This is a genomic window from Pectobacterium atrosepticum, from assembly GCA_019056595.1.
Taxonomy (GTDB): Bacteria; Pseudomonadota; Gammaproteobacteria; order Enterobacterales; family Enterobacteriaceae; genus Pectobacterium; species Pectobacterium atrosepticum.
This window is the reverse complement of the sequence record CP036163.1, coordinates 1,118,289-1,144,031: the sequence shown is the minus strand read 5'-3', so window position 1 is coordinate 1,144,031 and position 25,743 is coordinate 1,118,289. Positions and strand designations below refer to the sequence as shown.

The 25,743-nt window shown below is 54.1% G+C and carries 19 protein-coding genes and 4 pseudogenes; 11 read left to right on the top strand and 12 right to left on the bottom strand.

The window, feature by feature from the left end:
- The first annotated feature begins 70 nt into the window (after positions 1-70).
- Positions 71-1,000, top strand: a complete 930-nt coding sequence (gene fdhE, locus DCX48_05810) for a formate dehydrogenase accessory protein FdhE (protein ID QXE14063.1) — start codon at positions 71-73, stop codon at positions 998-1,000.
- A 53-nt stretch (positions 1,001-1,053) separates the two neighbouring features.
- On the opposite strand, the gene DCX48_05805 is transcribed toward fdhE, so the two are convergent.
- The 5 genes from DCX48_05805 to cydA form a co-directional block, all read right to left on the bottom strand.
- Positions 1,054-1,380 (bottom strand): DUF202 domain-containing protein, encoded by a 327-nt coding sequence (locus DCX48_05805; protein QXE14062.1) that lies wholly within the window; start codon positions 1,378-1,380, stop codon positions 1,054-1,056.
- 3 nt (positions 1,381-1,383) lie between these two features.
- Positions 1,384-1,749 carry a DUF202 domain-containing protein gene (locus tag DCX48_05800; protein QXE14061.1) on the bottom strand — a complete coding sequence of 122 codons (366 nt, stop codon included), beginning with the start codon at positions 1,747-1,749 and terminating at the stop codon, positions 1,384-1,386.
- A gap of 152 nt (positions 1,750-1,901) precedes the next feature.
- Positions 1,902-2,006: a cytochrome bd-I oxidase subunit CydX gene (gene cydX / locus DCX48_05795; GenBank protein QXE14060.1), complete on the bottom strand. Its 105-nt coding sequence runs from the start codon at positions 2,004-2,006 to the stop codon at positions 1,902-1,904.
- A gap of 21 nt (positions 2,007-2,027) precedes the next feature.
- On the bottom strand, positions 2,028-3,167 hold the full coding sequence (gene cydB / locus DCX48_05790; GenBank protein QXE14059.1) for a cytochrome d ubiquinol oxidase subunit II: 1,140 nt from the start codon (positions 3,165-3,167) through the stop codon (positions 2,028-2,030).
- 14 nt (positions 3,168-3,181) lie between these two features.
- Complete coding sequence (gene cydA / locus DCX48_05785; protein QXE14058.1) at positions 3,182-4,759, bottom strand: cytochrome bd-I ubiquinol oxidase subunit CydA; 1,578 nt, start codon at positions 4,757-4,759, stop codon at positions 3,182-3,184.
- A gap of 112 nt (positions 4,760-4,871) precedes the next feature.
- Between cydA and DCX48_05780 the strand changes: the two are divergent.
- Positions 4,872-5,804 (top strand): annotated as a pseudogene (locus DCX48_05780) (IS630 family transposase).
- Positions 5,805-6,310: 506 nt separating this feature from the next.
- On the opposite strand, the gene DCX48_05775 reads toward DCX48_05780, so the two are convergent.
- Complete coding sequence (locus DCX48_05775) at positions 6,311-6,853, bottom strand: tail fiber assembly protein (protein ID QXE14057.1); 543 nt, start codon at positions 6,851-6,853, stop codon at positions 6,311-6,313.
- Positions 6,853-8,712, bottom strand: a complete 1,860-nt coding sequence (locus tag DCX48_05770) for a phage tail protein (protein QXE14056.1) — start codon at positions 8,710-8,712, stop codon at positions 6,853-6,855. Before DCX48_05770 ends, DCX48_05775 begins: the two co-directional genes overlap by 1 nt.
- A 301-nt stretch (positions 8,713-9,013) precedes the next feature.
- Here DCX48_05770 and DCX48_05765 point away from each other — a divergent pair, with 301 nt between their 5' ends.
- Positions 9,014-10,303 (top strand): ANTAR domain-containing protein, encoded by a 1,290-nt coding sequence (locus DCX48_05765; protein ID QXE14055.1) that lies wholly within the window; start codon positions 9,014-9,016, stop codon positions 10,301-10,303.
- 137 nt (positions 10,304-10,440) lie between these two features.
- On the opposite strand, the pseudogene DCX48_05760 reads toward DCX48_05765, so the two are convergent.
- Positions 10,441-10,622: pseudogene (locus DCX48_05760) on the bottom strand (hypothetical protein).
- A gap of 625 nt (positions 10,623-11,247) precedes the next feature.
- Here DCX48_05760 and DCX48_05755 point away from each other — a divergent pair.
- From DCX48_05755 to DCX48_05725, 7 genes and pseudogenes are all read left to right on the top strand, one after another.
- Positions 11,248-12,507 (top strand): nitrate ABC transporter substrate-binding protein, encoded by a 1,260-nt coding sequence (locus DCX48_05755; GenBank protein ID QXE14054.1) that lies wholly within the window; start codon positions 11,248-11,250, stop codon positions 12,505-12,507.
- 12 nt (positions 12,508-12,519) lie between these two features.
- Positions 12,520-13,434, top strand: coding sequence for a nitrate ABC transporter, permease protein (gene ntrB, locus DCX48_05750; protein ID QXE17161.1), 915 nt, complete (start codon positions 12,520-12,522; stop codon positions 13,432-13,434).
- Positions 13,435-13,444: 10 nt separating this feature from the next.
- The gene (locus tag DCX48_05745) at positions 13,445-14,239 is read left to right on the top strand and encodes an ABC transporter ATP-binding protein (protein ID QXE14053.1); all 795 of its coding nucleotides are present in this window, start codon (positions 13,445-13,447) and stop codon (positions 14,237-14,239) included.
- Between the two features lie 19 nt (positions 14,240-14,258).
- On the top strand, positions 14,259-18,446 hold the full coding sequence (gene nirD, locus DCX48_05740; protein QXE17160.1) for a nitrite reductase small subunit NirD: 4,188 nt from the start codon (positions 14,259-14,261) through the stop codon (positions 18,444-18,446).
- Positions 18,443-21,151 carry a nitrate reductase gene (locus DCX48_05735; protein QXE14052.1) on the top strand — a complete coding sequence of 903 codons (2,709 nt, stop codon included), beginning with the start codon at positions 18,443-18,445 and terminating at the stop codon, positions 21,149-21,151. Before nirD ends, DCX48_05735 begins: the two co-directional genes overlap by 4 nt.
- Before the next feature lie 25 nt (positions 21,152-21,176).
- Positions 21,177-22,010 carry a uroporphyrinogen-III C-methyltransferase gene (gene cobA, locus DCX48_05730; GenBank protein ID QXE14051.1) on the top strand — a complete coding sequence of 278 codons (834 nt, stop codon included), beginning with the start codon at positions 21,177-21,179 and terminating at the stop codon, positions 22,008-22,010.
- A gap of 18 nt (positions 22,011-22,028) precedes the next feature.
- Positions 22,029-22,487, top strand: a pseudogene (locus DCX48_05725) (transposase).
- A gap of 88 nt (positions 22,488-22,575) precedes the next feature.
- Here the strand turns inward: DCX48_05725 and DCX48_05720 are convergent.
- From DCX48_05720 to DCX48_05710, 3 genes are all read right to left on the bottom strand, one after another.
- Positions 22,576-23,040, bottom strand: coding sequence for a DUF1456 family protein (locus tag DCX48_05720; protein ID QXE14050.1), 465 nt, complete (start codon positions 23,038-23,040; stop codon positions 22,576-22,578).
- Positions 23,041-23,124: 84 nt separating this feature from the next.
- The gene (locus DCX48_05715) at positions 23,125-23,646 is read right to left on the bottom strand and encodes a cupin domain-containing protein (protein ID QXE14049.1); all 522 of its coding nucleotides are present in this window, start codon (positions 23,644-23,646) and stop codon (positions 23,125-23,127) included.
- 79 nt (positions 23,647-23,725) lie between these two features.
- On the bottom strand, positions 23,726-24,067 hold the full coding sequence (locus DCX48_05710; GenBank protein ID QXE14048.1) for an ArsR family transcriptional regulator: 342 nt from the start codon (positions 24,065-24,067) through the stop codon (positions 23,726-23,728).
- A gap of 51 nt (positions 24,068-24,118) precedes the next feature.
- Between DCX48_05710 and DCX48_05705 the strand changes: the two genes are divergently transcribed.
- Entirely contained in the window at positions 24,119-25,207 is a 1,089-nt protein-coding gene (locus DCX48_05705; protein ID QXE14047.1) for an NADH:flavin oxidoreductase/NADH oxidase, read from the top strand.
- 198 nt (positions 25,208-25,405) lie between these two features.
- Here the strand turns inward: DCX48_05705 and DCX48_05700 are convergent.
- A pseudogene (locus DCX48_05700) lies at positions 25,406-25,739 on the bottom strand (EmrE family multidrug efflux SMR transporter).
- Between the last annotated feature and the right edge of the window lie 4 nt (positions 25,740-25,743).

Genomic DNA, 25,743 nt, shown 5'->3' with positions numbered 1-25,743 from the left:
GCGCAGGCAGCCTTCCCGCACCCCGAAATCTATCGGATAGACAACGTAAACAACAGGAAAAATCCCCCTGATGAGTATTCGCATTGTTCCTCAGGAACAGTTAGAACAGAATGAACAATCAACGCGGGAAGGGCATATCCCTCCGCTGCTTTTTGCTAATCTGAAGAGCCTGTACAGCAGTCGCGCGGAGCGTCTGCGTCAGTTAGCTGAAGACCACCCGCTGGGGGATTATCTCACCTTCGCCGCAGGTGTGGTGGAAGCTCAGCAGAAAGTGTTGCACGATCATCCGCTGCACCTTGATTTGAGTGATGTGCTGAAACAGTCCGGCGAACGCCCGCCGCTCGATATTGCGGTGTTCCCGCGTGATGCGCACTGGCATACGCTACTGCGTGCGTTGATCGAAGAATTGAAACCGGATGCCAGCGGACAGGTGTTATCCACGCTGGAAAATCTGGAAAAAGCGTCAGAGCAGGAGCTGGAAGAACAGGCAACGGCGCTGCTGCAACACGAGTTTCGTGCCGAAAACAACGATAAAGCCCCGTTCATCTGGGCGGCACTGTCGCTGTTCTGGGCGCAGATGGCAGGTCTGTTGCCCGGTAAAGCGCGCGCCGTACCTGGCGAGCATCGCCAGTTCTGCCCCGTGTGTGGCAGTATTCCCGTCTCTGGCGTGGTGCAGTTAGGCACATCTAGCGGGCTGCGTTATCTGCACTGTAATCTGTGCGAAAGCGAATGGCACATGGTGCGGGTGAAATGCAGCAACTGTGAAGAGTCCAGTGAACTCAATTACTGGTCTCTGGATAGCGAAAACTCCGCGATTAAAGCGGAAAGCTGTGGTCACTGCGGCACGTATGTGAAGCTGTTATATCAGGAAAAAGATCACCGTGTGGAAGCCGTCGCCGACGATCTGGCGTCGCTGGTACTGGATGTGAAAATGGAGGAAGAAGGTTTTTCTCGAAGTAGTATCAACCCGTTCCTGTTCCCTGAAAGTTCGATCGAATAGTCCACCTAATCGGTGAAGCGCGTTTGGGCTTCACCGCCTTTCGTCTAGAAAACCTACCTCTGCCACACACCGCTGAAATGTAGCAGCAATACCAACGCAGTGATCACAATTGACGCAGATGTCAGCACGATCAGTCCGTGGTTAATGCGCGATAACACCAACTGACAACTGGCATTAAAACGATAACGCACAATCGCCAGCACCGACATCAGAGCGGAAACGCATAAGAGCAGCATGGCGCAGGCAAACACCGCGCGGCTATCGTCTGCCATACTGAGGCGAAAACACAGAAGGCTATTGATCAGCATCACAAACAGGGTACGGGACCACGCCATGCCGGTTCGCTGTGACTGTAACCCCGGATCGCGGGTCGTCTCCATACGCTACCCGAACAGAATCATGGCGGCGAGAGCAATGGCAATGAGGGTGATAAACAGCGTCACGATCAGCAGCATCGGCGTGTACGGCATATCATTTTCCTGCCGCATGGCTTTTTCATTGCTGACCCAGCGACGATAGGCCAAGCCGCCCAGCAGCGCCGCACTGACGACCAGTAACAACGACAGCCCTTGACGCAGCAACGGATCGATATGCACGGTAAATTGATCGATACCCACTGCACCCGCGAGAAACGCCAGCGCGGTGCGGATCCACGCCAGAAAGGTGCGTTCATTCGCTAATGAAAAACGGTAGTCCGGGGTTTTCCCCTGGCTCCACCACGGAGTTTTGTCCTGTCTGGGTGTTGTCATGTTATCATCTGATTTCAGGTTGAAAAAGGTATCCGCTTGGGCGCCGCGTTTGCATTCTAGCGCCCTCGGCGGATTTCGTCTGCCCGATTGTATCAGCGATGATTGCATCAGAACGGCATGATGAAGCACCGCGATGGCGGCGCGCCGTTTTATTAGGACGCGTCTTTCCCCGCTTCATGATTCTCTACGGCCAATGCGGTGACCAGTGCGAATGCACAGGCCAGTAGCGTGCCGAGTATCCAGGCGAAATACCACATCTTCTTTCTCCTCAAAAATCGTTAGTAAACAGAATGCTTATTTTCTTCGATGTAACGTGCGTCGATACGGCCAAACATTTTGTAATAACACCAGCTGGTATAGATCAGGATGGTGGGGACAAAAATGCAGGCCAAAATCGTCATCACCTGAAGCGTAAGCTGGCTAGAGGTGGCATCCCAGATGGTCAGGCTAACATTGGGATCAAAACTGGAAGGAATCACGAAGGGGAATAGCGTAATCCCCGCGGTCAGAATCACGCAGACAATCGTCAGTGACGATGTCAGAAAGCCCCAGCCGCAGCGGTTCACGCGTGAGAAGAGACTCGTGAACCACGGCAGGACTACACCCAGAGCTGGGATCGTCCATAACACGGGATACGCAGTAAAGTTGGTTAACCAGGCTCCAGCCTGTTGGACCACTTCTTTTTTCAATGGGTTGGACGGTGCTGCTTTATCCAGCGCGGAGGTAATCACATAGCCGTCGATTCCGGTTAGTACCCAGAGGCCAGCCAGTAAGAAGGTGATGCTCATCAGTACGCTGGCGGTCAGGACCGTTTTTTGCGCGCGACGCTGAAGTGCATCGGTGGTGCGCATTTGCAGGTAAATCGCGCCGTGGGAAACGATCATGGCGACACTCACTAACCCCGCCAGCAACCCGAACGGATTCAGCAGGCCAAAGAATCCGCCGTGGTAGGTGAGGCGCAAATACATATCTACGCTCAATGGCACGCCCTGCAACAGGTTCCCGAGTGCTATACCAAACACCAGCGTGGGGACGAAGCTGCCGATAAAAATTCCCCAGTCCCACATATTACGCCAGCGGCGATTTTCCAGTTTTGAGCGGTAATCAAAGCCAACCGGGCGGAAAAACAGGGCGGCCAAGACTAAAATCATAGCGAAATAGAAACCGGAAAAGGCAGCAGCATAGACCATCGGCCAGGCGGCAAACAGCGCGCCAGCAGCGGTGATCAGCCAGACCTGATTGCCGTCCCAGTGTGGGGCGATCACGTTAATCATCACCCGCCGTTCGGTGTCGCTCTTTCCCAGTAGGCGTAGCAGAATGCCCACGCCCATATCAAAGCCGTCGGTGATGGCGAAGCCGATGAACAGCAGGCCAATCAATCCCCACCAAATCAGACGTAATGTTTCATAATCCAGCATTATTGTGGCTCCCGTTAAGGTTTTGCAGGTGCGGCGAGTGGCGGTGTTGTCGGCTGTTCAAAATGGTAGCGGCCGGTTTTCAGGCTGCTTGGCCCCAGTCGGGAAAACTTGAACATCAGATACAGTTCTGCGACCAGAAATAGCGTATACAGCCCGCAAATCAGCCCCATCGACAGCAGAATATCGTGTGCTTCCAGAGACGAGTTGGCAACGGCGGTAGGCAGGACCTCGGCGACCGCCCACGGTTGACGACCGTATTCAGCGATAAACCAGCCGGATTCAATGGCGATCCAAGGTAGGGGAATACCGTACAGCGCCACACGGTGCAGCCATTTACGCTGTCCCATGCGGCCGCGTATGACGCTCCAGAACGACAGGGCAAAAATAGCGAGCATCAGCACGCCGCAGCCCACCATCAGGCGAAATGCGATATACAGCGGGGCGACGCGAGGAATCGAGTCTTTTGTCGCCTGCTGAATCTGATTTTCACTGGCGTTGGCGACGTCATCGGTATAGCGCTTAAGCAGCATGCCGTAGCCAAGATCGCGCTTGGCAGCCTCAAATTGTGCGCGAACGGTGGGATCGGTGTTGCCTGAGCGCAGCTCCTCCAACAGACCGTAGGCCGTCATACCGTTACGAATGCGTATCTGATGTTGCGCCATCAGGTCTTTAATGCCGACGACGGGTTTGTCGAGCGAACGGGTAGCAATTAATCCCAGCAGGTAAGGAACATGGATGGCGTAATCGTTTTGCATCGTCTCCTGATTAGGAATGGAGAACAGCGTGAAAGAGGCGGGGGCGGGCTGCGTTTCCCATTCGGCTTCAATCGCTGCCAGCTTGGTTTTCTGCACATCGCCCATCACATAGCCGGATTCATCACCTAACACGATGACGGACAGCACTGAGGCCAGACCGAAACTGGCGGCAATGGCGAACGAGCGCTTGGCAAACGCGATATCGCGGCCTCTCAACAGATAGTAAGAACTGATCCCCAACACGAACATCGCACCCGCGGTGTAGCCTGCTGCCACGGTGTGTACGAATTTCACCTGTGCGACGGGGTTCAGCACCAGTTCGGCGAAGCTCAGCATTTCCATGCGCATGGTTTCGTAATTGAATTCGGCGGCAATCGGGTTTTGCATCCAGCCGTTGGCGACCAAAATCCACAAGGCGGAGAAGTTGGAGCCTAGTGCGACGAACCAGGTCACCATCATATGCTGGACTTTGGTCAGGCGATCCCAGCCGAAAAAGAACAGGCCGACCAGCGTGGATTCCAGGAAGAACGCCATCAGCCCTTCCATCGCCAGCGGTGCACCAAAAATGTCGCCCACGTAGTGAGAATAGTAAGACCAGTTGGTGCCGAACTGAAATTCCAGCGTCAGTCCGGTTGCCACACCCAGTGCAAAATTGATGGCGAACAGCTTGCCCCAGAATTTGGTCATATCCTTGTAGATTTGCTTGCCGGTTAACACATACGTGGTGTTCATAATGGCCAGCAGGAAAGACAATCCCAGCGTCAGAGGGACGAAAAGAAAGTGGTACATGGCAGTCAGGGCAAATTGCAGCCGCGACAGGTCAACGACATCAAACATGTTACGCTCCTAAATAGCTGTTCCAAATAGTAGATCACCAGAAGGGAACTCAGTCCGATTTAAGCGATCTGATCAATCGCTGAATATCCCAAATCACCAACCGGACTGAGTCATGCCGATCATAGCACCGATACCCGACGCCGAAAGGTGTCTGATGCAAAAAACCATCCATAAAACATGTGATAAAAACTATGCCCGCAGACTCACCGCGATGTTGATGCTTCATCGTGGGACAAGATAAGTGACGTTGCCAAAACGCTTTGCTGCGCACGTTCATCGCTGGGGCGCTGGATTAATTGGTTCACACTTTACGGGCTGGAAGGCCTGAAATCATTACCCTCAGGTCGTGGCCGACGCTGGCCGTTTGAGCGCATTTGTGTGCTGTTGCGTCAACTGATTAAGCATTCGCCGGAAGATTTTGGTTATCAGCGTTCTCGCTGGAGTACTGAACTGTTAGCAATAAAAATCAACGAGATAACCGGGTGCCGACGCTGCGCATTCGCGACGCGTATAAATAAGAGAAAATGGCCGCTATCGCAGAGGCGCTAATCGAGTGTAGCGTCGAGGATGAGGTCGATATCCATCTCAACCCCAAAATAGGTGGTGACTGGCAGCTACGTGGTCAACAAAAGCGAGTAAAAACGAAAAATATTATCTGGCTGGCGCGTTGCACAGCGGCACAGGAAAAGTCAGTTACGTCGGCAGCAGCAGTAAAAACTCGGGGTTATTTATCAGCTTGTTAAAACATCTAAAAAGCACGTACCGGCGAGCAAAAACGATCACGCTGATCGTTGATAACTACATCATCCATAAAAGTCGTGAAACGCTTCGTTGGCTGAAGAATAACCCAAAATTTATTGTTATTTATCAACCAATTTACTCACCGTGGGTGAACCACGTAGAACGGTTATGGCAGGCATTACACGACACAATAACTAGAAATCATAGCTGTCGTTCGATGTGGCAATTACTGAACAAAGTACGCTATTTTATGAAAACGGTAAGCCCATTTCCTGGCAGGAAGCACGGTCAGGCAAAAGTGTAGCGATATTAGGATCAGCTATTTAGCTTCAGGCAGGAAAATGCTGTTATTCCGATACTTGCCGGAATAAATAGTGATGAATAAATGCGAATAAATTAACGTCGACGGTATTTTCATCCGTCGGAAATTAACTTCACTGATTGAAGTGAGATAAGAATGAATAGTGAATGAAACGTGCGGGGATTATACCGTGCAAAAACGAGAGGATAAATAGTACAGTTTGTTGATTTGGCGTTTTTATCTTTAATGCTGTCATTTTGGTTTTATGTTTTTATTTATTTAAATTTTAGGATCTTAATTCTTATTTTTTTAACTTATTGGTTTTTTATTCTTTATTTTGGTTGGTGTTAAAGTGAAGTGTTAATTTAATTAGTACAGATTTGTAATTGATAAATATAACAGTTTCATTTTTTATTTAATTTTACATTTTTTGATAAATAATAATGGGGAACTATCAGAGCATCTTGTCTATTGAGACTGAAATGGCCGTACGTTAAATACGGCACATTTTATTTTATAATGAATGGCTGTTGCTCTTCATTCGTGGCAATGGCTAAATCCACCGCGTAGCTCAGCTCGGTAATTCGGGTATTTGCCGTCGCGCGCCGTGCCGCCAGTTCCTGCTGTAGGCTTTTGGTCGCGGCGAGTTGTTGTGCCTTCTGGTTTGTCACCCACGTCGTTCCATCCCACTCATCAAACTCGGTTACCGGAGCCAGAAACGTCATGTTTTCAGGCAGAACGCCGAATTGCATAACTGTCTGCGGCTGGCGTGTTTCTGTGCTGTAAACTGCCTGGCCGCGGTAATCTGGTACCTGTTCCCACGATTTGCCATCAGCGGAACGGCGCAGGGCTTGTCCAACTGGCGGCAGGTCAGGCTCGTCGGCATAGCTATCGGCAGGAAGACCGACACCTTGCATAACATACTCATAGCTGGCGCTCTGATATTCCCGCGTTGCGGGATTGACGTGATAAACCGTAATCCAGCCTGTGTTGATTGCCAAGCCGCGTTCGTTCAGTTCTGCGTTTTTAATTTGTGTTGAATAGTTGCTCATTATGCTGCTCTCACGATGTAGTTAAAGGCGATATTGCGTGGACGGTTTTCGGTTGCTGTTGGGACGACGCGTGATGCGTCTAATTTTGCCGGATACCAGTTGTTCGCTACTGAATCCGTGACTAATGAAAGCAAACTTTCTGTATCACGTAATGCAGTGCTCATTTCGTAATACAACGCGCCTGACGACGAGTTTGTGTTCAGTACAGGTACATCTGCGTCATAACCATAAAATAATGAACCAACAATATTCCTGATCGCATCACCCTGCGCCGACATCAATGCACGCACAGTATCAATCCCACGCCCGTCATCCCAGCCGCGCACGAACTCGCCGCGCAAATCAGGCAGGAAACCGCTAGGGTAACGGGACGCTAAAACAGGGAATTGTGCTGTATCGAACTGCTGGCCGTTGCATTTCAGATAGCCAGCGGGTGCGACAGCGCCGGGGAACGGCAGTGGGATACCCGCTAGTTCAGAGGTTGGCAGTGCGCCAATGGTCGCCGAGGTTAGGTTTCCGCGATGATATGCCACCATGCCATTTATTGTGAACGGTTGATTATCTGGCGTAAAAACACGAACGGAGCCGTTTTCATCCAGATCAATCGCGCTGTTTTTTTTATTATTTCTGATTGTCAGCCGATCCGTTGCAATATCTTGATAGCCAAATGTCCATCGCGCCGAACCGTCGAAATCCTTACCAATCAAATACCCTGGTTCACCTAACCCTTCGTTTATTACAGCTAACGACTCCCAATTTTGTTTAAATGTTTTTGCCGCGGTTATTGTTTGTGCTGTATCTGTGGTCATGGGATTTAGATTTGATGAATTCCATGAGCGCGACCATGCTGTCCACTGATTCACATCTCCATTTCGCGCTCTGTATGCAAACTGGCTACCGCCATACGCGCAAGCAATTTGAATAATGTACTGATTAGTATGTCCGTATGCGCTGAACACGATTGCATAAAAACCTGGACCGTTTTCAGCATTAGCAGAACACAATGCTGTTTCACCTGCATCAATGAGATTGCAATCATTAATAATTCCAGTGTTTAGCGACGCCCCAAACAATGCATTAAGCCCGATGTTTTGTCGAAACTGCGATTTATCAGGAATATCCGCGCCGTTCTGATTTTTTGCCAGCTTCCCTGCCAGTGCATTCAACACCGTTGTGCTGAAGTTCGGATCATTCCCCAAAGCGTTCGCCAACTCTTGCAACGTATCGAGTGCAGCAGGCGAGCCATTTACCAATGCTGCCACGGCGGTTTTCACAAAGGCTGTTGTAGCCAGTTGCATGTCGTTAGAACCTGAGGCAGCCGTTGGTGCTGTGGGTGTTCCCGTGAGTGCAGGGCTGGCTTTAGGGGCATACTGGGGATGCGCATCAAGAATGGAAGCATGGGCATTTAGCTTATTGGTCGAGTCAGTTTTCACATCAGCAATCGCATTCAATATAGTTGTGCTGAAGTGCGGATCATTGCCTAGCGCATTCGCTAACTCTTGCAGCGTATCCAGTGCCGCGGGAGAACCATTGATCAGTGCGGCAATAGCCGATTTCACAAATGCCGTGGTGGCAATTTGCGTATTGTTTGCCGTCTGGGCTGTCGTTGGTGCGGTTGGTGTTCCCGTTAGCGCTGGGCTATTTTTGGGGGCATATTGCGAATGCGGGTCGCTAGCTGCGATATGCTTTTGCAAACTCTCGCCCGTGGTTTCCTGCATTTTTTTCAGGTAAGCCGTGCGGCTGGCTAACTGCTCTGCCTGACGGTTGGAGATTCCCCCTGGGCCCGCGACAACCGGGTCTGATGTTTCAAGCTGATAAATCCCATCAATCCAGTCTTCTTGTTCAGATAAATTCGCCATGTTCATACGCTCCTGTTGACTGTGGCATAGCTACGATGCGACTTTTACCGCGGTTCTTTCTGTTTCCGCGCTAGTGCCAGCATCGTGCTATGGCTATAAAACCGTTTTAGTGACGACGAAGAGAGTAGCGTTTGGGATGACGGGGGTTTAGCAACGGAGTTTAAAAATTAAAGTGAAAAGCACATAGAAGCGGCGGTGGCTGTGCGGACAACATGCTCTTGCTTCCTACCAAATGCGAATTAGTGCAAATGGCGCATTAATTGCATCTTTCTGACAGTGGTTTTTTTCAGGAGAGATAGCGATGGTGGCGGAGCCTTCAACAACAATTCGATTTTTACTCGCCTCGCGCCAGTGTGAGCTAAACAGCCTGCGCTACCTGCTGCAAAGTGGTGAACTGGTGGGAAAGATCAGCCAGCTTGTGCATCTATTGCAGCGTGAACGGGGAACCGCCAACCTGTTTCTTTGTTCCGATGGCCGATTTTTCGCCGACGAACTGGCGCTACGTGAAAAAGACGTACAGGCAGCGCAGACGCATTTGATGACGCATCTGGCCGGATTAGAAAAAATGACGGCGGAATTGCCACAGGCGAGCCGCTTATTCAGTCGCGTCGCCAGCGTGGTCTATGCGCTGAGTCTGCTGCCCGCATTGCGCCAGCAGATTCGCCAGCGTTTGCTGCCTCAGCCTCAGGCGATGACATTCTTTAACGACATTATCCGTAACCTGCTGGCTCTGGTTTTTGAAGTGTCGGACACGGCGGCCGATCCGGGAATTTCCCGCGCGTTGATTGCCATGTTCAGTTTTATGCAGGGCAAAGAGCTGGCAGGGCAGGAGCGTGCTGTCGGCGCGGCGGCTTATGCGGCAGGCAGTGTCGATGAGGACACTCGGCAAAAACTGCTGGATTTGATCGAGCGGCAAGAGCGCTGCTTCGATACCTTCTTGAATTTTAGCGATGAAGAAAGCCAGCAGCGCTGGCGTGCTATCGAGGCAGACAGCGAGTTTGAACGTCTGCGCCGCATTGTGTGTACCCGAAGCCCGATAGAAAAACTATCTGAAGCCGATAGCCTGCACTGGTTTTCGGTTGCCACACGGCGCATTGACGAAATGAAACAGATGGAAGATGAACTGGAGCAGACGCTGATGCAGCGCTGCCGTACCCGTATTGCGGCAGCGGAGAAGGCGTGCAGCGATCAGCGGGCGGATCTCGAAGAGCTGATGGCGCAGCAGGAAAATGACGATCCAGGCTATTCGATATTTATTGCTGGTCACGACATGGAAGGGCAAAACGCGCAGCCCGGTTGGCTACATAGCGACGGCGTCAGCCCACAACTGGGGCGGTCGCTGCTATCGCTGGTGCAACAACAGTCACGGCGCTTACAGGCGCTGGACCATGAACTGACAGCATTACGGGCCACGTTGAATGAAAGAAAACAGATCGATCGGGCGAAGGGCTTGCTGATGCAGCACCGTGGATTGAGCGAAGAAGAAGCCTACAAAACCCTGCGCCGCATGGCGATGAGCCAGAATAAAAAGCTGATTGAAATCGCGATGGCGATGCTCGCGGTGGCAGATGTTTTTGGAGATACCCCTTAAGAGGTATATGCACATGAACTGTGCGTGTTCTGCTTATTGGCGGTGCAAGACTCCGTCTTGTGAAGAGGAAATCGCGGAGTCAATGGCGGAGTAATTGACGGTGTGAAGTGGTTTCGTGCGTACAAAGATCGCCATTTCTATGCTACGTCGTAGCACACGCACGACACGGGGCGCTCAGTCGCCGCTGCCCCGTGACCCGAGGCTTTTTCGCGGGAAATTACGCCGCTGCGCGGTTCCTTCGGAAAATCAGTCACCTGACGGACCGTGGCTGACGCGCTCCCGGCGCGGCAGCCACTTTCGCAGCGTCCATGCTGCTCATCCTGGATACTGATTTGTCCTCAGCGTAATTTACGCGGCAGAAAAGACAAACCGCGATCTTCCCCTGTTCTTTTGTGGTCGTAAATCATAAATTTCAATATTTATTAGTGCCTTACTTTCAAGTGGCGTAAAAATTATGCAGCGGTGGGCATGTCCGCCGAGTGAGCGGCATGGATGCCGCGAAAGTCAGTGCCGCGTAGGGAACGCGTCACTGGCGGCTCGACTAGCGATCATGAACACCGATGGCACCGCGTAGCGGCATAATTTAGCCGGAAGCCAGGGTTCGCAGGGCTGCGGCGCTTGAGCGCCCTGCGTCGGGCGCGTGCACGGTATCGCAGATAAAGGGTGCTGTATGGCGCACGAAACTGTCTCTGAACCTGTATAGATATGTGATTAATAAACCGCCCCCTGCGAAGGGACGGTACGCAAAACTGTGATAGCTGGCACAAACCTTGCTTTAACTCATTAGCAACAACCAAACATTCATAATGCGTTTCGGGCCAATGGCGGTGCGGAAGGTGTTAATCGGACAACGGCGTCCATAAGCGTGCAGATTCTGCATGGGCTTGTGGACGCCGTTTTTGTTTTTACCGCCTGAAAAGGCATTTTGCGCAAGGGTGTCGTTGATGAGTGATTCCAAAACCAAGAGCATAACCGTCTCTCGCCGCCAATTTCTGTTGGGGAGCGCCGCACTGGGAAGCAGCCTGATGCTGCCGGGGTTGATGAATAGCGCCTGGGCTGCGGGTTCCGACGCGCCGGAGAAAAAGGAAATCCGGGTTGGGTTCATCCCGTTGACGGACTGCGCCTCGGTCGTGATGGCCGCAGTGAAAGGCTTCGATAAGAAATACGGCATCACCCTCGTTCCCAGCAAAGAAGCCAGTTGGGCTGCGGTGCGCGACAAGCTGGTGTCGGGAGAACTGGATGCGGCCCACATTCTTTATGGGCAGTTGTACGGTCTGCAAATGGGGCTGTCCGGGGCGCAGAGTAATATGGCAGCGCTGATGACGCTCAACCAGAACGGACAAGGGATCACGCTAGCGAACCAACTGCGTGAAGCCAACGTCACGGATCTCGCCGCACTGCAAAAATATGTCTCCGCCAGCCCTGCGGGTACTTACACCTTCGCGCAAACCTTCCCGACCGGCACACACGCCATGTGGCTCTACTACTGGCTGGCCTCTGCGGGGATTCATCCGCTGAACGATGTGCGCACCGTAGTAGTACCGCCGCCGCAGATGGTGATGAACATGAAGATTGGCAACATGGTCGGCTACTGCGTTGGCGAACCGTGGAACCAGCGTGCCATCAGTGAAAACATCGGCTTCACCGCCGCCACTTCGCAAGACATTTGGCCGGATCACCCGGAAAAAGTGCTGGGTACTCGCGCTGACTGGGTGAACGGCAACCCGAATAGTGCCCGTGCGTTGACCGCTGCGATCCTCGATGCCTCGCGCTGGATTGATGCTTCGGACGACAACCGCCGTGAGACGGCTGGTGTGGTTGCCGGACGCGCTTACATCAATGCCAAAGAAGAAACCATTGTCGGACGCATGCTGGGTCAGTACGAAAACGGATTAGGGAAAAGCTGGAAAGACGAACACGCGATGCGTTTCTACCACGACGGTTCGGTGAACTACCCGTACCTGTCCGACGGGATGTGGTTCCTCACTCAGCATAAACGCTGGGGCTTGCTCACCGAAGAACCGGACTATCTGGCCGTCGCGAAGCAGGTTAACCGTATTGATATCTACAAGCAGGCAGCCGATGCCGTAGGGAATGTGCCCTTGCCCGGTAGCGACATGCGCAGCAGCGTGCTCATCGACGGTCGTCGCTGGGACGGTAGCGATCCGGCGGGTTATGCCAACAGTTTTAGCGTGAAGAAATAAGTGAGGTTGATGATGAAAAACCAGGCCCAGGTCATTCCAATTACCGCAGATAACGCCCCGGAAACTGTACACAGCGCCGAGATTATGCCGCTGCCAACTAAACCAGCGACGCCTGGGAAAGCGCCAGCGGCTCCCGCTTTTGCTTACCGCCCGCTGCTGCGTAAGCTGTTTCAGCAACTTTTCCCAGCGGTACTGGGGCTGGGGCTGCTGATTGCCGTCTGGCAAATTGCTGCGCTCAACAGCGAAAACTTTCCAACGCCGTGGACGACCTGGCTCGCGGCGCTCAGCCTCTTTGCCGATCCGTTTTACATAGCAGGGCCGAACGATCAGGGCATTGGCTGGAACGTATTGGCCTCGCTGCAACGCGTGGCTATCGGTTTCGGGCTGGCGGCGCTGGTTGGTATACCCGCTGGCTTCCTGATTGGTCGTTTTACCTTTCTGGCCAACATGCTCAACCCGATTATTTCTCTGCTGCGCCCGGTCAGTCCCTTGGCATGGCTGCCTATCGGCCTGTTGCTGTTCCAGCGTGCTGAGCCAGCATCGAGTTGGACGATTTTCATCTGTTCCATCTGGCCGATGATCCTCAATACCGCCGAAGGCGTACGCCGTATCCCACAGGATTACCTGAACGTGGCGCGGGTGCTGAAGCTTTCCGAATTCACCATCATGCGCAAAATTCTGCTGCCTGCGGTGCTGCCTAACGTGTTGACCGGTGTGCGTCTGTCGATTGGTATCGCCTGGCTGGTGATTGTGGCGGCGGAAATGCTGACCGGTGGTGTGGGGATTGGTTTCTGGATTTGGAATGAGTGGAACAACCTGAATGTGGAAAACATCATCATCGCCATCGTGGTGATTGGCGTTATTGGTCTGCTGCTTGAGCAGGGGCTGGTGTGGATTGCTAACCGTTTCAGCTATGACAACCACTAAGGAGTCGACGATGCGTACAACACCGATTATTCAAGTGCAAAAGGTGAGCCAGCGTTTCAATACCGCCAGCGGTGAGTTTCTGGCGCTGGATCAGGTGAGTTTTGATATTCATACCGGTGAAACAGTCAGCCTGATCGGCCATTCCGGTTGCGGAAAATCTACGTTATTGAACCTGATTGCCGGCCTGACGCTGCCGAGCAGCGGTGGCCTGCTGTGTGACAACCGTGAAATTGACGGGCCGGGGCCGGAACGCGGCGTGGTCTTTCAGAACCATTCTCTGCTGCCGTGGCTGACCACCTATGAAAACGTCGCGCTAGCGGTACGGCAGGTGTTTCGCGGGCAGATGAACAAGCACGAAATGCACGAATGGATTATCCACAATCTGGAACTGGTGCACATGGGACACGCGCTGAACAAGCGTCCAAATGAGATTTCTGGCGGGATGAAGCAGCGTGTAGGGATTGCCCGCGCGTTGGCAATGAAGCCGAAAGTGCTGCTGATGGATGAACCGTTTGGTGCACTGGATGCGCTGACCCGTGCGCATCTTCAGGATGCAGTGATGGAGATTCAGCAGCGTTTGCAAACCACGATTGTGCTGATTACCCATGACGTAGACGAAGCGGTGCTGCTGTCAGATCGCGTGCTGATGATGACCAACGGCCCCGCGGCGACGGTCGGTGAAATCATGGCGGTTGAGCTGGAACGTCCGCGTTCACGCGTCGCGCTGGCTGACGATCCGCGCTACCACCATTACCGTCAGCAGGTGTTGCATTTCTTATATGAAAAACAGCCTAAAGCAGCCTGATAGCGAGGCCAGAACGATGATGAAACCGCATCTGATAGTGATTGGTAACGGAATGGCGAGCGCGCGATTCGTCGATGCGCTGCGGCAACTGGCCGCGACGCGCTACTGCATCACTGTGATTGGTGATGAGCCGCGCGCCAGCTATAACCGCATTCTATTGTCGCCGGTATTAAGCGGCGAAAAAGCGTTTACGGATACGCTGCTGACGCCTGCGGTTATCGACGATGATGCGGCACTGCCGGTGAACACTCTGTTGGGGGAGCGGGTTACCCATATCGATCGCCAAGCGCGTGAGGTGACAACGACGCAACGGCAACTGCATTACGACCATCTGGTGTTGGCGACGGGCTCAACGCCGTTTATGCCGCCGATGCCCGGTATCGATCTGGCTGGCGTATGTGGTTTCCGCACGCTGGATGATGTTGAACTGATGTTGGCGACGATTAGCCGGTCCGTTCCTGCGGTAGTGATTGGCGGGGGGCTGCTCGGTATTGAGGCGGCTGCGGCGCTAAGGCTGCGTGGTGCTGATGTGACGTTGCTGCATCGTGTTCCGATTCTGATGGAACGTCAACTGGATGCCACAGCAAGCGACCTGCTGTGTGACAGCCTGCGCGCGCGCGGTATCGCCTGTGAAACAGATGTGCAGGTTGCTGCACTGCATGGCGACGCACACGGCGTAACGGCAGTCGAACTGGCAGATGGCCGCACGATCCCCGCCGGGCTGGTGGTGGTGACCGCTGGCGTGATCCCTGCCAGCCAACTGGCTCGCGAGTGCGGCTTGCCCTGCAACCGTGGTGTGCTGGTGGACGGACAGTTGCAAACCGCCGATCCACATATCAGCGCGATCGGTGAATGCTGCGAACTCAATGGTGAAACGTTCGGGTTGGTTGCCCCGTGTTTCGCCCATGCCACGCTGGTAGCGCAGCGCCTTGCTGGACATGCACCGCAAGACTATCTGCGTGAACAGGCGACGACGCGGCTGAAAGTCACGGGAATTGGCGTGGTCAGCGGCGGCGATATTAACGTTGCTCCGAATGATGAGGTGTACACCACGTTTGATCCGCAGACGCAGCACTATCGCCGTCTGCTACTGCGTGACGGTCGGCTGAGCGGTGTTCTGCTGTATGGCGACACTGACGACAGCCCGCGCCTGCTAGCCGCGATGGATAACACGACTGAAGGCGAGATGATACCGCCTGCCACGCTGCTTTTCGGACTTTCTTCCCCTGATTCTGACTCACAGCCTGAAGCTGTAAGGATTCCTGTCATGAGCAAACCTATTTTAGTGGTCGTAGGCCACGGTATGGTCGGCCACTATTTTCTTGAACAGCTGGTTGAGCGTGACCTGCACCAGCATTACCACATCGTGGTATTTGGCGAGGAACGCTATGAAGCCTATGACCGTGTTCATCTCTCCGAGTATTTTTCTGGGCGCAGCGCTGCTTCGTTGTCACTGGTAAAAGACGGCTTTTTTGCCGAGAGCGGCATTGAATTACGCAGCACCAGCGAGATCGTGGCGATCGATCGTGAACGTCAGTGCGTGTGTGACGCGCAGGGTAGAGAAACCGCCTACGACAAACTGGTGCTGGCAACGGGGTCCTACGCATTTGTTCCACCGATTCCCGGCAATACGCGCCCTGGCTGTCTGGTTTATCGCACGTTAGACGATCTGGACGCGATTGCAGCACAAGCGAAAAAAGCCACATCCGGTGTGGTGATTGGCGGCGGTTTGCTGGGACTGGAAGCCGCCAACGCCCTGCGTCAACTGGGACTGGACACTCATGTGGTGGAATTTGCACCACGCCTGATGGCGGTACAGCTGGATGACGGCGGTGCCTCGATGCTACGCCGCAAGATCGAGGCTCTGGGCGTACAGATTCATGTCAGCAAAGAAACGCGTGAAATTACCGACGGCGAGCAGGCGTTGCATCGTCTCTGCTTTGCCGACGGTAGCGTGTTGGAAACCGACTTAGTGTTATTTTCCGCTGGCATTCGTCCACGCGACAAACTGGCGGATAGCTGCGATTTAGAGAAAGGACCACGGGGCGGCATCGTGATTGATGACCGTTGCCAAACTTCTGACGATGCGATTTTCGCTATCGGCGAATGTGCGCTGTGGAAAGGTCAGATTTTCGGGCTGGTAGCTCCGGGCTACCAGATGGCACGCAGCGTGGCCGATACGTTAGCGCTGCGTGATACGCCATTTACTGGCGCAGATATGAGTACCAAATTGAAGCTGCTGGGCGTGGACGTCGCGTCGATTGGCGACGCGCACGGGCGCACGGCAGGAAGCCAAAGCTACCAGTGGACGGACGGTCCGAACGAGGTCTACAAGAAAATCGTGGTGTCTGCCGACGGTAAGCATTTGCTGGGTGCGGTACTGATTGGCGACAGCAGCGATTACAGCACGCTGCTGCAAATGATGCTCAACGATATGCCGTTGCCTAAACAGCCGGAAGGACTGATTTTACCGGCGCGTTCTGGCGATGCACCGAAAGGACTGGGCGTGGCGGCCTTACCCGCCAGCGCACAGATCTGTTCCTGCCATAACGTCAGCAAAAGCGACATCTCAGCCGCAGTGGCGGGTGGCTGCGGCGAGCTGGGGGCGCTAAAAACCTGCACCAAGGCGGGGACGGGCTGCGGCGGCTGTGTGCCACTGCTTAAACAGGTGATGGAGTACGAACTGACGCAACTGGGCGTCGAAGTGAAGAAGGACATTTGCGAGCATTTTGCCTATTCGCGTCAGGAGCTGTATCACCTGATCCGCGTGCATGAGATCCGCTCGTTCGATGGCCTTCTTGAGCGTTACGGCCACGGTTTAGGTTGCGAAGTGTGTAAGCCGCTAGTGGGGTCGATGCTGGCGTCCTGCTGGAATGACTACCTGCTACAACCGCAGCACCTGCCGTTGCAGGATACCAACGATCGTTTCTTTGCCAACATCCAGAAAGATGGCACCTATTCCGTCGTGCCGCGCGTTCCCGCAGGGGAAATCACCCCAGCTGGGCTGATCGCTATCGGTCAGGTCGCGCAGCGCTATAACCTGTACACCAAGATTACCGGCGGTCAGCGGGTGGATTTATTCGGGGCGCGATTGGAACAGCTTCCGGAAATCTGGCGTGAGCTGATCGACGCTGGGTTTGAAACCGGTCATGCCTACGGAAAATCACTGCGTACCGTGAAATCCTGCGTGGGATCGACCTGGTGCCGCTATGGCGTGCAGGATTCGACTGGGCTGGCGATCCAACTGGAGCACCGTTATAAGGGGCTGCGCTCGCCGCATAAAGTCAAAATGGCGGTTTCCGGCTGTACACGTGAATGTGCGGAGGCACAAAGCAAAGATATTGGTGTGATTGCCACGGACAAAGGTTGGAATCTGTACGTGTGTGGTAACGGCGGTATGAAACCGCGCCATGCGGATCTTTTTGCCAGCGATCTGGATACCGAAACTCTGCTGCGCACCATCGATCGGGTCTTGATGTTTTATATCCGCACCGGCGATCGTCTCCAGCGTACCAGCACCTGGATGGATAATCTGGAAGGCGGAATAGAGTATCTGCGACAGGTGATTCTGGAAGACAGCCTGAATATCGGCGAAGAGTTAGATAAAGAGATGCAGCGCGTGGTGGAGGCTTACCAATGCGAATGGCAAACCACGCTGGAAAACCCAGAACGTTTGGCGCTGTTCCGTGGTTTCCTGAACAGCGATAGCCCGGATGAGGCGGTGGTGATGGTGCCGGAACGTGGGCAGATTCGTCCAGCGCAGGAACATGAAAAAGCAGTATCGACAGAGCCGGTAGTCCTGAAACCTGCCACGCATGAAGCGGAATGGGTACAGGTAGCAACGCTGGGTGACATTCCGCGTCATGCCGGAATGGCGGCCCGTCTCGGACAGCAGCAGATCGCGCTGTTCCACCTACCGGGCAGCGAGCAGCAGGTGTACGCGTTGGAAAACCACGAACCGGGCAGCGGGGCGAATGTGCTGTCGCGTGGGTTGATCGGTGATGTCGCGGGTGAACCGGTGGTGATTTCTCCGCTGTACAAAAAACGCTTCAAGCTGCGGGATGGCGTCAGCCCGGATGACAGTGCGCTATACGTTCGCGCCTGGCCGGTGCGTGTGGAAGACGACGAAATCTGGGTATGCCGTCAACCGCTGGCCGTGCCGGAAAGCGTCGGTCTGGCAGACAATGACATGGCGAAAGCATCATGAACGCGCACGTCTGTCGGACAACCTGCCCGTATTGTGGCGTCGGCTGTGGCGTGCTGGCAGAACACGACGGGCAAGGCGAGGTAAAGATCAGTGGCGATCCGGCGCACCCAGCTAACTTTGGTCGCCTGTGTGTCAAAGGTTCCGCGCTGGGAGAGACGCTGGACCTGAAAGGCCGGCTGCTGTGGCCACTGGTGGAAGGGCGTCGCGTCAGTTGGGATCAGGCGCTCGATGTGGTGGCCGAACGGTTGCTGGCGACTATGCAGCAGCACGGCCCGCAGTCGGTGGCGTTTTATGGTTCAGGCCAGCTGTTGACGGAAGATTATTACGTCGCCAATAAGCTGATGAAGGGCTTTATTGGCGTCGCCAATATGGATACCAACTCACGCCTGTGCATGGCATCGGCGGTGATTGGCTACAAGCGCGGATTAGGGGCGGATGCCGTTCCCTGTAATTATGAAGATATTGAACAAGCGGATGTGGTGGTGCTGGTGGGGTCTAATACCGCCTGGGCGCATCCGGTGGTGTATCAGCGGCTGGCGCAGGCGAAACAGCAGCGACCGCAGATGCAGGTGGTGGTGATCGACCCGCGACGTACCGCAACCTGCGATATCGCCGATCTGCATTTACCGCTGCAACCTGGCAGCGATGCAGGGCTGTTTAACGGCCTGCTGCAGTGGATTGCACAAGACCCACGCATCGATCTCACTGAACTGGCCGAACGTTTTTCCGGTGTGGAGGCGGCACTACAGTCAGCGCAAGCATGGTCGGTGGCGCAGGTGGCAGATTTCTGCCAGCTTGATGACGCCGATATCGAGTGTTTCTACCACCTGTTCAGCACCAGCGAAAAGGTGGTCACCCTTTATTCGCAGGGCGTTAATCAGTCGTCTTCGGGCAGTGATAAGTGCAATGCGATCATCAATGCGCATCTGCTGAGCGGCAAAATCGGCGTGCCGGGTTCAGGCCCCTTTTCGATAACCGGACAACCAAATGCCATGGGCGGTCGGGAAGTCGGTGGTTTAGCCAATCAGCTCGCCAGCCATATGGGCTTTACGCCGCTGGATATCGAGAGGGTTGGGCGCTTCTGGCAGAGCGATAATGTCGCGACACAGCCCGGTTTGAATGCGGTGGATCTGTTTCGCGCTATTGAACGTGGCGATATTAAAGCGGTGTGGATTATGGGCACCAATCCAGTGGTATCGATGCCGGATGCCGACCGAGTGAAACTGGCACTGGAGCGTTGCCCGCTGGTGATTGTCTCCGAGGTGATGCGCCATACCGATACCACAGAAACTGCCGATATTTTACTCCCCGCATTAGGCTGGGGGGAAAAAGACGGCACGGTAACCAATTCCGAACGCCGATTGTCTCGCCAGCGTGCCTTTCTGCCTGCGCCGGGGGAAGCCAAAGCTGACTGGTGGATGTTGAGTCAGGTTGCGCAGCGCATGGGATTTGCTGAAGCGTTTGCTTATCAGCATCCCGCAGAGATTTTCCGTGAACACGCTGCGCTGTCTGGGTTTGAGAATAACGGCAGCCGTGCGTTCGATATCAGCGGGCTGGCGACGCTCAGTAATCAGCAGTGGCAGCAGTTGGAACCGATACAGTGGCCGGTGAATGCGGCATTCCCGCACGGACGGGCCCGACTGGGTGACGATGGTCGATTCTGGCATACCGATAGTAAGGCGCATTTGGTGGCAGTAACGCCGTCGCTGCCGCAAAGCCCGTGGAGTGCGGCGTATCCACTGGTGCTGAACACCGGGCGTATTCGCGATCAGTGGCACACCATGACGCGTACGGGTAAAGCCGCTCGGCTGATGCGTCATATCAGAGAACCTTACTGCGAGCTGCACCCACAGGATGCACAGACGCATGATATTCAGGCGGGCGATCTGGTGCGCCTGTCGTCAGTACACGGTTGGATGCTGGCGCGGGCGCGACTCGATGCTGGGCAAGCGCGCGGTAGTGTGTTTGTGCCTATGCATTGGAATCAGCAGTTCAGCGCTCAGTCGCGGGTCGACAGTTTAGTTTCCCCGATTACCGATCCTTATTCCGGCCAGCCGGAAAGCAAGCACAGTCGGGTGCGTATCCAACCGTGGCATACCGCCTGGCAGGCCACGCTATTCTTTGCCGACGAACCGATGTCATCACCATTAGCGTTACCCGCAGAGCATGATGTTCTGCCTCCGCCTGCGACCTATTGGAGCAAGATCCCTCATGAGGGCGTGACGCAGTACCTGTTTGCCGACCGCACGACAGTAGATGACTGGCAGGCATGGCTGACTGAACACTATGGGTTGGAAAATATGCAATGTCAGATTGCGCAGGGCAAAGGCATATTTCATCTGATTGGCTGGCGCGAGAGCCGCGTGGCCTTGGCCTGCTATGTCAGTGCGCAGGCGCTTCATATTGATAGCGATGCGGTACGTCAGGCGTTTATCACGCCACCACTGTTGCCACACGAGCGCCATGCTCTGCTGGCGGGTCAGGCACCGCAAGGTCAGGTGACGCAGGGGGCCACGATTTGCAGTTGCTATAGCGTCGGTGAAGCGATCATTGTCGGCGCCATTCGTAAAGGATGCCACAGCGTGGCGGCATTAGGCGGCGCACTGAAATGTGGCACCAACTGCGGTTCCTGTATCCCTGAACTGAAGGCGTTATTGAGCCAGCATGTACCGATAACGGTCAATGAATTGAAAAAAGCAGGTTAAGCGCCACGGCGTAATGAGGTGTGACATGATGACAACACAATCAATATTGGCGAAGGGTCAGAGGCGTCAGCCCGTACTCGGCGGTGAAATCTGGCTGGTGGGCGCAGGGCCCGGTGATGCGGAATTGCTGACGCTGAAGGCGTTGCGGGCAATCCAGCAGGCGGATGTAGTGGTCTACGATCGGCTGGTATCGGCGGAGATTATGGATCTGGTGCCGGAGTTGGCGCTGTGTATCGACGTCGGTAAAACGCGCGGTTGTCACCGCCTGTCACAGGAAAAAATCAATCAGCTGTTGGTCGAGCTGGCGCAGGCTGGGCAGCGGGTGATCCGTCTCAAGGGCGGCGACCCGTTTATTTTTGGACGCGGTGGTGAAGAGATGGACTATGCCCAGCAAGCCGGGATCGTCTGCCATGTGGTGCCCGGTATTACTGCTGCGACAGGCTGTGCGGCGGCTGTAGGACTACCGCTGACACACCGTGCCTGTGCGCAGTCGGTGCGTTTCGTCACCGGTCACTCGCGCGACGGCGAGCCGCAACTGGACTGGCCGACGCTGGCGGACAGCCAGCAAACGCTGGTGTTTTATATGGGGCTGAGCCACAGCAGTCGGCTATGCCAGCGCCTGATCGAACACGGGTTGTCAGCGCAGACGCCCGTCGCGATTATTGAACGCGGCACGCAACCGGATCAGCGATTACTGATTGCTACACTGGCGACCTTACCGGCATTGCTGGCACGCTATCAACCACAGTCACCCAGCCTGCTGGTGGTCGGTGATGTCGTCCGCTTCTGCCGCCATCCTGCGCTGCATGTTGAAGCGACACCCGCGCTGCTGACGATGGAAAAGCATGAAGCCGCCTGATGGCAACAGGCTCCTTGTACGCACCGACGGATGGCGTTGTTGGAACTGGTGCAAAAACATATTCGTACCCGCGATATGCTGGAGTTGGCGCGAGAGATTGGGTTATTATTTGAACGCTGGGCGGTACCGCTGACGCAGCGCCGAGCGATACTATTCTATATTGCGCAAACGGGAAGCACATCCAGACCCGCAGATTTCATTGACGCACTGGCTGCACCGCTATCAACCGGTCAGGAGGACATTATGACGATTGCAGAACAATTGAAAAAAATGGGATTCGATGAGGGAATCCAACGCGGTATTCAGCAAGGATTGGAGCAGGGTATTGAACAAGGGATGAAAAACAGTGCCAGACAGATTGCCCGAGAGTTGCTGTTAACGGGTATGGATAAGGAAAAAGTGCGGCAAATTACCCGACTCGATGACGAAGAGCTGGAGCAACTGGTAACGGCTGTCCTGCATGAAACTCAGCATTGATACCGTACTAAAAACGGAGCGTTGTCAGTGCCTTTACGGGGAAAGGCCTGTCAGGCAACGCTCACGTCTTTTCGTTAACGGGATATTTTTAGCCTTTCCGTACCCGAGCGGTCAGCCCTTTTAGAAAGTAGCGGATCACCTGATCGCCGCAGGTGCGGTAGTTTTTATGGTCAGGTGCGCGCATCATCGCAGTCACTTCCGGTAGTGAAACTTGAAAGTTTTGTGCCAGTAGAATTGCCTGAATATCATCCGTTTTTAGTGAAAAGGCGACACGCAGTTTTTTCAGGATAATGTTATTCGTCATCTTGCGCTCAAACTGCGGCGCAGGCTGGTTTTCATCTTGACCGCGCTTTTGCAGAATTAGCCCATTCAGGAAATAACTCATTACGATATCCGGGCAAGGCTGATAGCCTTCCTCTCCCTCTTTTTTGACATAACTCGCCAACTGCTGGGGAGGGACGGTCATCTCCACCCGCGCCAGGATCTTCAGCAGGTGGTCATTATTGAAATTCAGCATATAGCGCACGCTGCGCAGGACATCGTTATTCATCATTACTGAGGGGGTCTCGCCGTTCGTCTTGGTACAAAGCGCACAGTATAAAGGGAACGGCGGAGAAATGCAGAAACGATCGTGGAATTAGTGAAACGTTTCCCGTCCGGTAAAGTGCCCAACCCAGCCTTCTGGATTGGTAAAAATACGGATCGCGACAAAATCAGGAAATTCACCGCAGTCAAACCAGTGCGGCGTGTTGGCGGGGACGCGCAAGAGATCGCCTGCTTCGCAGGTAAGCTGAAAAACCTGTTCGCCAATCGGCACAAAGAACGCGCCGCTACCGCGTACGAAGAAGCGAACCTCATCTTCACTGTGCGTGTGCTCCTGAAGAAACTTCTCCCGTAATGCCTTTCTCTCTGCGTGATCTGGCGCCAGGCTAATCACGTCGGCGGAAGTGTAGCCTTCTTGCTGTTTGAGGCGCTCAATATCGGCATGATACTGCGTCAAAATGGTTTCGCTGCTAGCGTTGAGCGGAGGCGCTTCGGCCTGCCAGTGCTCTAGCTGAATACCGGCGCTGGCAAGCAGCGATGCAATATCATTAAACGCGGTGAGCTGCTGGACGGGCTGTGTGATGTGCGGGCGGTGGTAAATCGATAGCGTTGTCATGTCTGCTTTTCCCTCAGGTATGGAAGAACCTTAACCATTCACTTTATAGGGATAAAAAACAAGATGCTTTTTTTATAACTTATTCCGCCGATTGAGACAGGATCGCGTCAAGTAAGCCGGGGAAACGCTGTTGCATTTCGCTGCGGCGCAGCCGGTTGATGTGCGTGGTGCCGCTGTTGGTGGTATGCAGCAGGCCCGAATCGCGCAACACGCGAAAATGGTGTGACACGCTGGATTTAGGGCGACCGCCGTCGAGTTCGCTACATGTCGCTTCTTCTTGTACGGATAGGCAACGCACAATGGCTAAGCGCAACGGATCGCTCAAGGCGTACAGAACACGCTCAAGAGTAAATTCTTCAGGGGACGGGTGCTTAAAAGGTCTCATAGATGAATTATAGCGATAGGGTTGTCTAAAATCCATTGTTCGATTAATATCGAATTATCGAAATTAACAGATGAAATAGGAAATGTTATGTCCGCACTGTTCCAGCCCTTCAAACTGAAAGATATTACGTTACGTAACCGCATTGCCGTTCCACCAATGTGTACTTATTCCGCGAATGATGGCCTGATCAACGAATGGCATGAAGTGCATTATGCGTCGCTGGCGCGCGGTGGAGCAGGGTTAGTTATCGTTGAAGCGACGGCTGTTGCGCCCGAAGGCCGCATTTCTCCGCGCTGTACCGGAATTTGGAACGATGAGCAGGCGCAGGCGTTTGCCAAGGTCGCCAAATCCATTAAGGATGCAGGCTCCGTGCCGGGTATTCAGATTGCGCACGCCGGACGTAAAGCCAGTGCCAATATTCCTTGGGAAGGTGATGACCATATCCCCGCGGGTGACTCACGCGGTTGGCAGACGATTGCCCCTTCCGCAGCGGCTTTCGGTGCAAATTTATCCAAGCAGCCGCAGGAAATGACGCTGGAAGATATCGCCCGCGTTCGTGATGACTTTGTCGCTGCCGCTCGCCGTGCGCTGGAAGCTGGGTTTGAATGGCTGGAGCTGCATTTTGCTCACGGCTACCTGGCACAGAGTTTCTTCTCTGTTCACTCCAACAAGCGTAACGATCAGTACGGCGGCAGTTTTGAAAACCGTAGCCGTTTCCTGCTGGAAACGCTGGCTGCCGTTCGTGACGTCTGGCCACAACATTTGCCGCTGACTGCTCGTTTCGGCGTGATTGAATTTGACGGCCGCGATGAAGAAACGCTGCAAGAATCCATCGAACTGACGCGCCGTTTCAAAGCCGCAGGGTTGGATATGCTGAGCGTCAGCATCGGTTTCTCTACGCCGGAAGCCAATATTCCGTGGGCACCTGCCTTTATGGGACCAATTGCTCAACAGGTGCGTGAACAGGCCGATCTTCCTGTGTCCTCCGCCTGGGGCTTCGGGACGCCAGAATTGGCTGAGCAGGCTGTGGCATCGGGTCAGTTGGATCTGGTAATGGTAGGAAAAGCACATTTGGCGAATCCGCACTGGAGCTATCAGGCGGCACGCGAACTGGGCATCGATCGCGCCTCGTGGACGCTGCCAACGCCGTACGCCCACTGGCTGGAACGTTATTAATTACTGATCAATATCTCTGTGGCATTGATGTTACGTCCGACTTAGGGTGCCCAATCACCGGCGCCCTAATAACCTAGGTTCTGGCGGTCATGCTGTCCTTAAGGCGTTCCTTTTTATACCCTTTGCAGACGTCATCGTCAGCATGATCCTGGCCAGTGCGTAATGGAAAGCAAAGCACTCGCCTCCATATAACCTCACTCAATGCGGTGCCACTTTCGAAAAGATATTAATCACCAGCACACCCGCGCAAATCAGCCCCATTTCCAGTATGGCTGGCAGATCCAGCTTTTGTCCGCTGACCAACCAGCCTAGTAAACTGATCAGCATAATCCCCGCGCCAGACCAGATGGCATACGCTATCCCGGTAGGGATGTATGCCAATGTCTGCGCAAGCAGGTAGAACGCGGCGGCGTAGCAGGAAATTGTCCCCACAGAGGGCCATAAGCCGCTAAAACCCTTCAGAGTATTTCATCATCGTTGTACCAATCACTTCTGTAACGATGGCTAGGCCAAGAAGAATATAGGTGGTCATAGCA

Bases quoted from the DNA above. Each gene is read 5' to 3' on its own strand.
- fdhE (QXE14063.1), top strand. From the start codon at position 71: ATGAGTATTCGCATTGTTCCTCAGGAACAGTTAGAACAGAATGAACAA.
- DCX48_05805 (QXE14062.1), bottom strand. From the start codon at position 1,380: ATGGAGACGACCCGCGATCCGGGGTTACAGTCACAGCGAACCGGCATG.
- DCX48_05800 (QXE14061.1), bottom strand. From the start codon at position 1,749: ATGACAACACCCAGACAGGACAAAACTCCGTGGTGGAGCCAGGGGAAA.
- cydX (QXE14060.1), bottom strand. From the start codon at position 2,006: ATGTGGTATTTCGCCTGGATACTCGGCACGCTACTGGCCTGTGCATTC.
- cydB (QXE14059.1), bottom strand. From the start codon at position 3,167: ATGCTGGATTATGAAACATTACGTCTGATTTGGTGGGGATTGATTGGC.
- cydA (QXE14058.1), bottom strand. From the start codon at position 4,759: ATGTTTGATGTCGTTGACCTGTCGCGGCTGCAATTTGCCCTGACTGCC.
- DCX48_05775 (QXE14057.1), bottom strand. From the start codon at position 6,853: ATGAGCAACTATTCAACACAAATTAAAAACGCAGAACTGAACGAACGC.
- DCX48_05770 (QXE14056.1), bottom strand. From the start codon at position 8,712: ATGGCGAATTTATCTGAACAAGAAGACTGGATTGATGGGATTTATCAG.
- DCX48_05765 (QXE14055.1), top strand. From the start codon at position 9,014: ATGGTGGCGGAGCCTTCAACAACAATTCGATTTTTACTCGCCTCGCGC.
- DCX48_05755 (QXE14054.1), top strand. From the start codon at position 11,248: ATGAGTGATTCCAAAACCAAGAGCATAACCGTCTCTCGCCGCCAATTT.
- ntrB (QXE17161.1), top strand. From the start codon at position 12,520: ATGAAAAACCAGGCCCAGGTCATTCCAATTACCGCAGATAACGCCCCG.
- DCX48_05745 (QXE14053.1), top strand. From the start codon at position 13,445: ATGCGTACAACACCGATTATTCAAGTGCAAAAGGTGAGCCAGCGTTTC.
- nirD (QXE17160.1), top strand. From the start codon at position 14,259: ATGAAACCGCATCTGATAGTGATTGGTAACGGAATGGCGAGCGCGCGA.
- DCX48_05735 (QXE14052.1), top strand. From the start codon at position 18,443: ATGAACGCGCACGTCTGTCGGACAACCTGCCCGTATTGTGGCGTCGGC.
- cobA (QXE14051.1), top strand. From the start codon at position 21,177: ATGATGACAACACAATCAATATTGGCGAAGGGTCAGAGGCGTCAGCCC.
- DCX48_05720 (QXE14050.1), bottom strand. From the start codon at position 23,040: ATGATGAATAACGATGTCCTGCGCAGCGTGCGCTATATGCTGAATTTC.
- DCX48_05715 (QXE14049.1), bottom strand. From the start codon at position 23,646: ATGACAACGCTATCGATTTACCACCGCCCGCACATCACACAGCCCGTC.
- DCX48_05710 (QXE14048.1), bottom strand. From the start codon at position 24,067: ATGGATTTTAGACAACCCTATCGCTATAATTCATCTATGAGACCTTTT.
- DCX48_05705 (QXE14047.1), top strand. From the start codon at position 24,119: ATGTCCGCACTGTTCCAGCCCTTCAAACTGAAAGATATTACGTTACGT.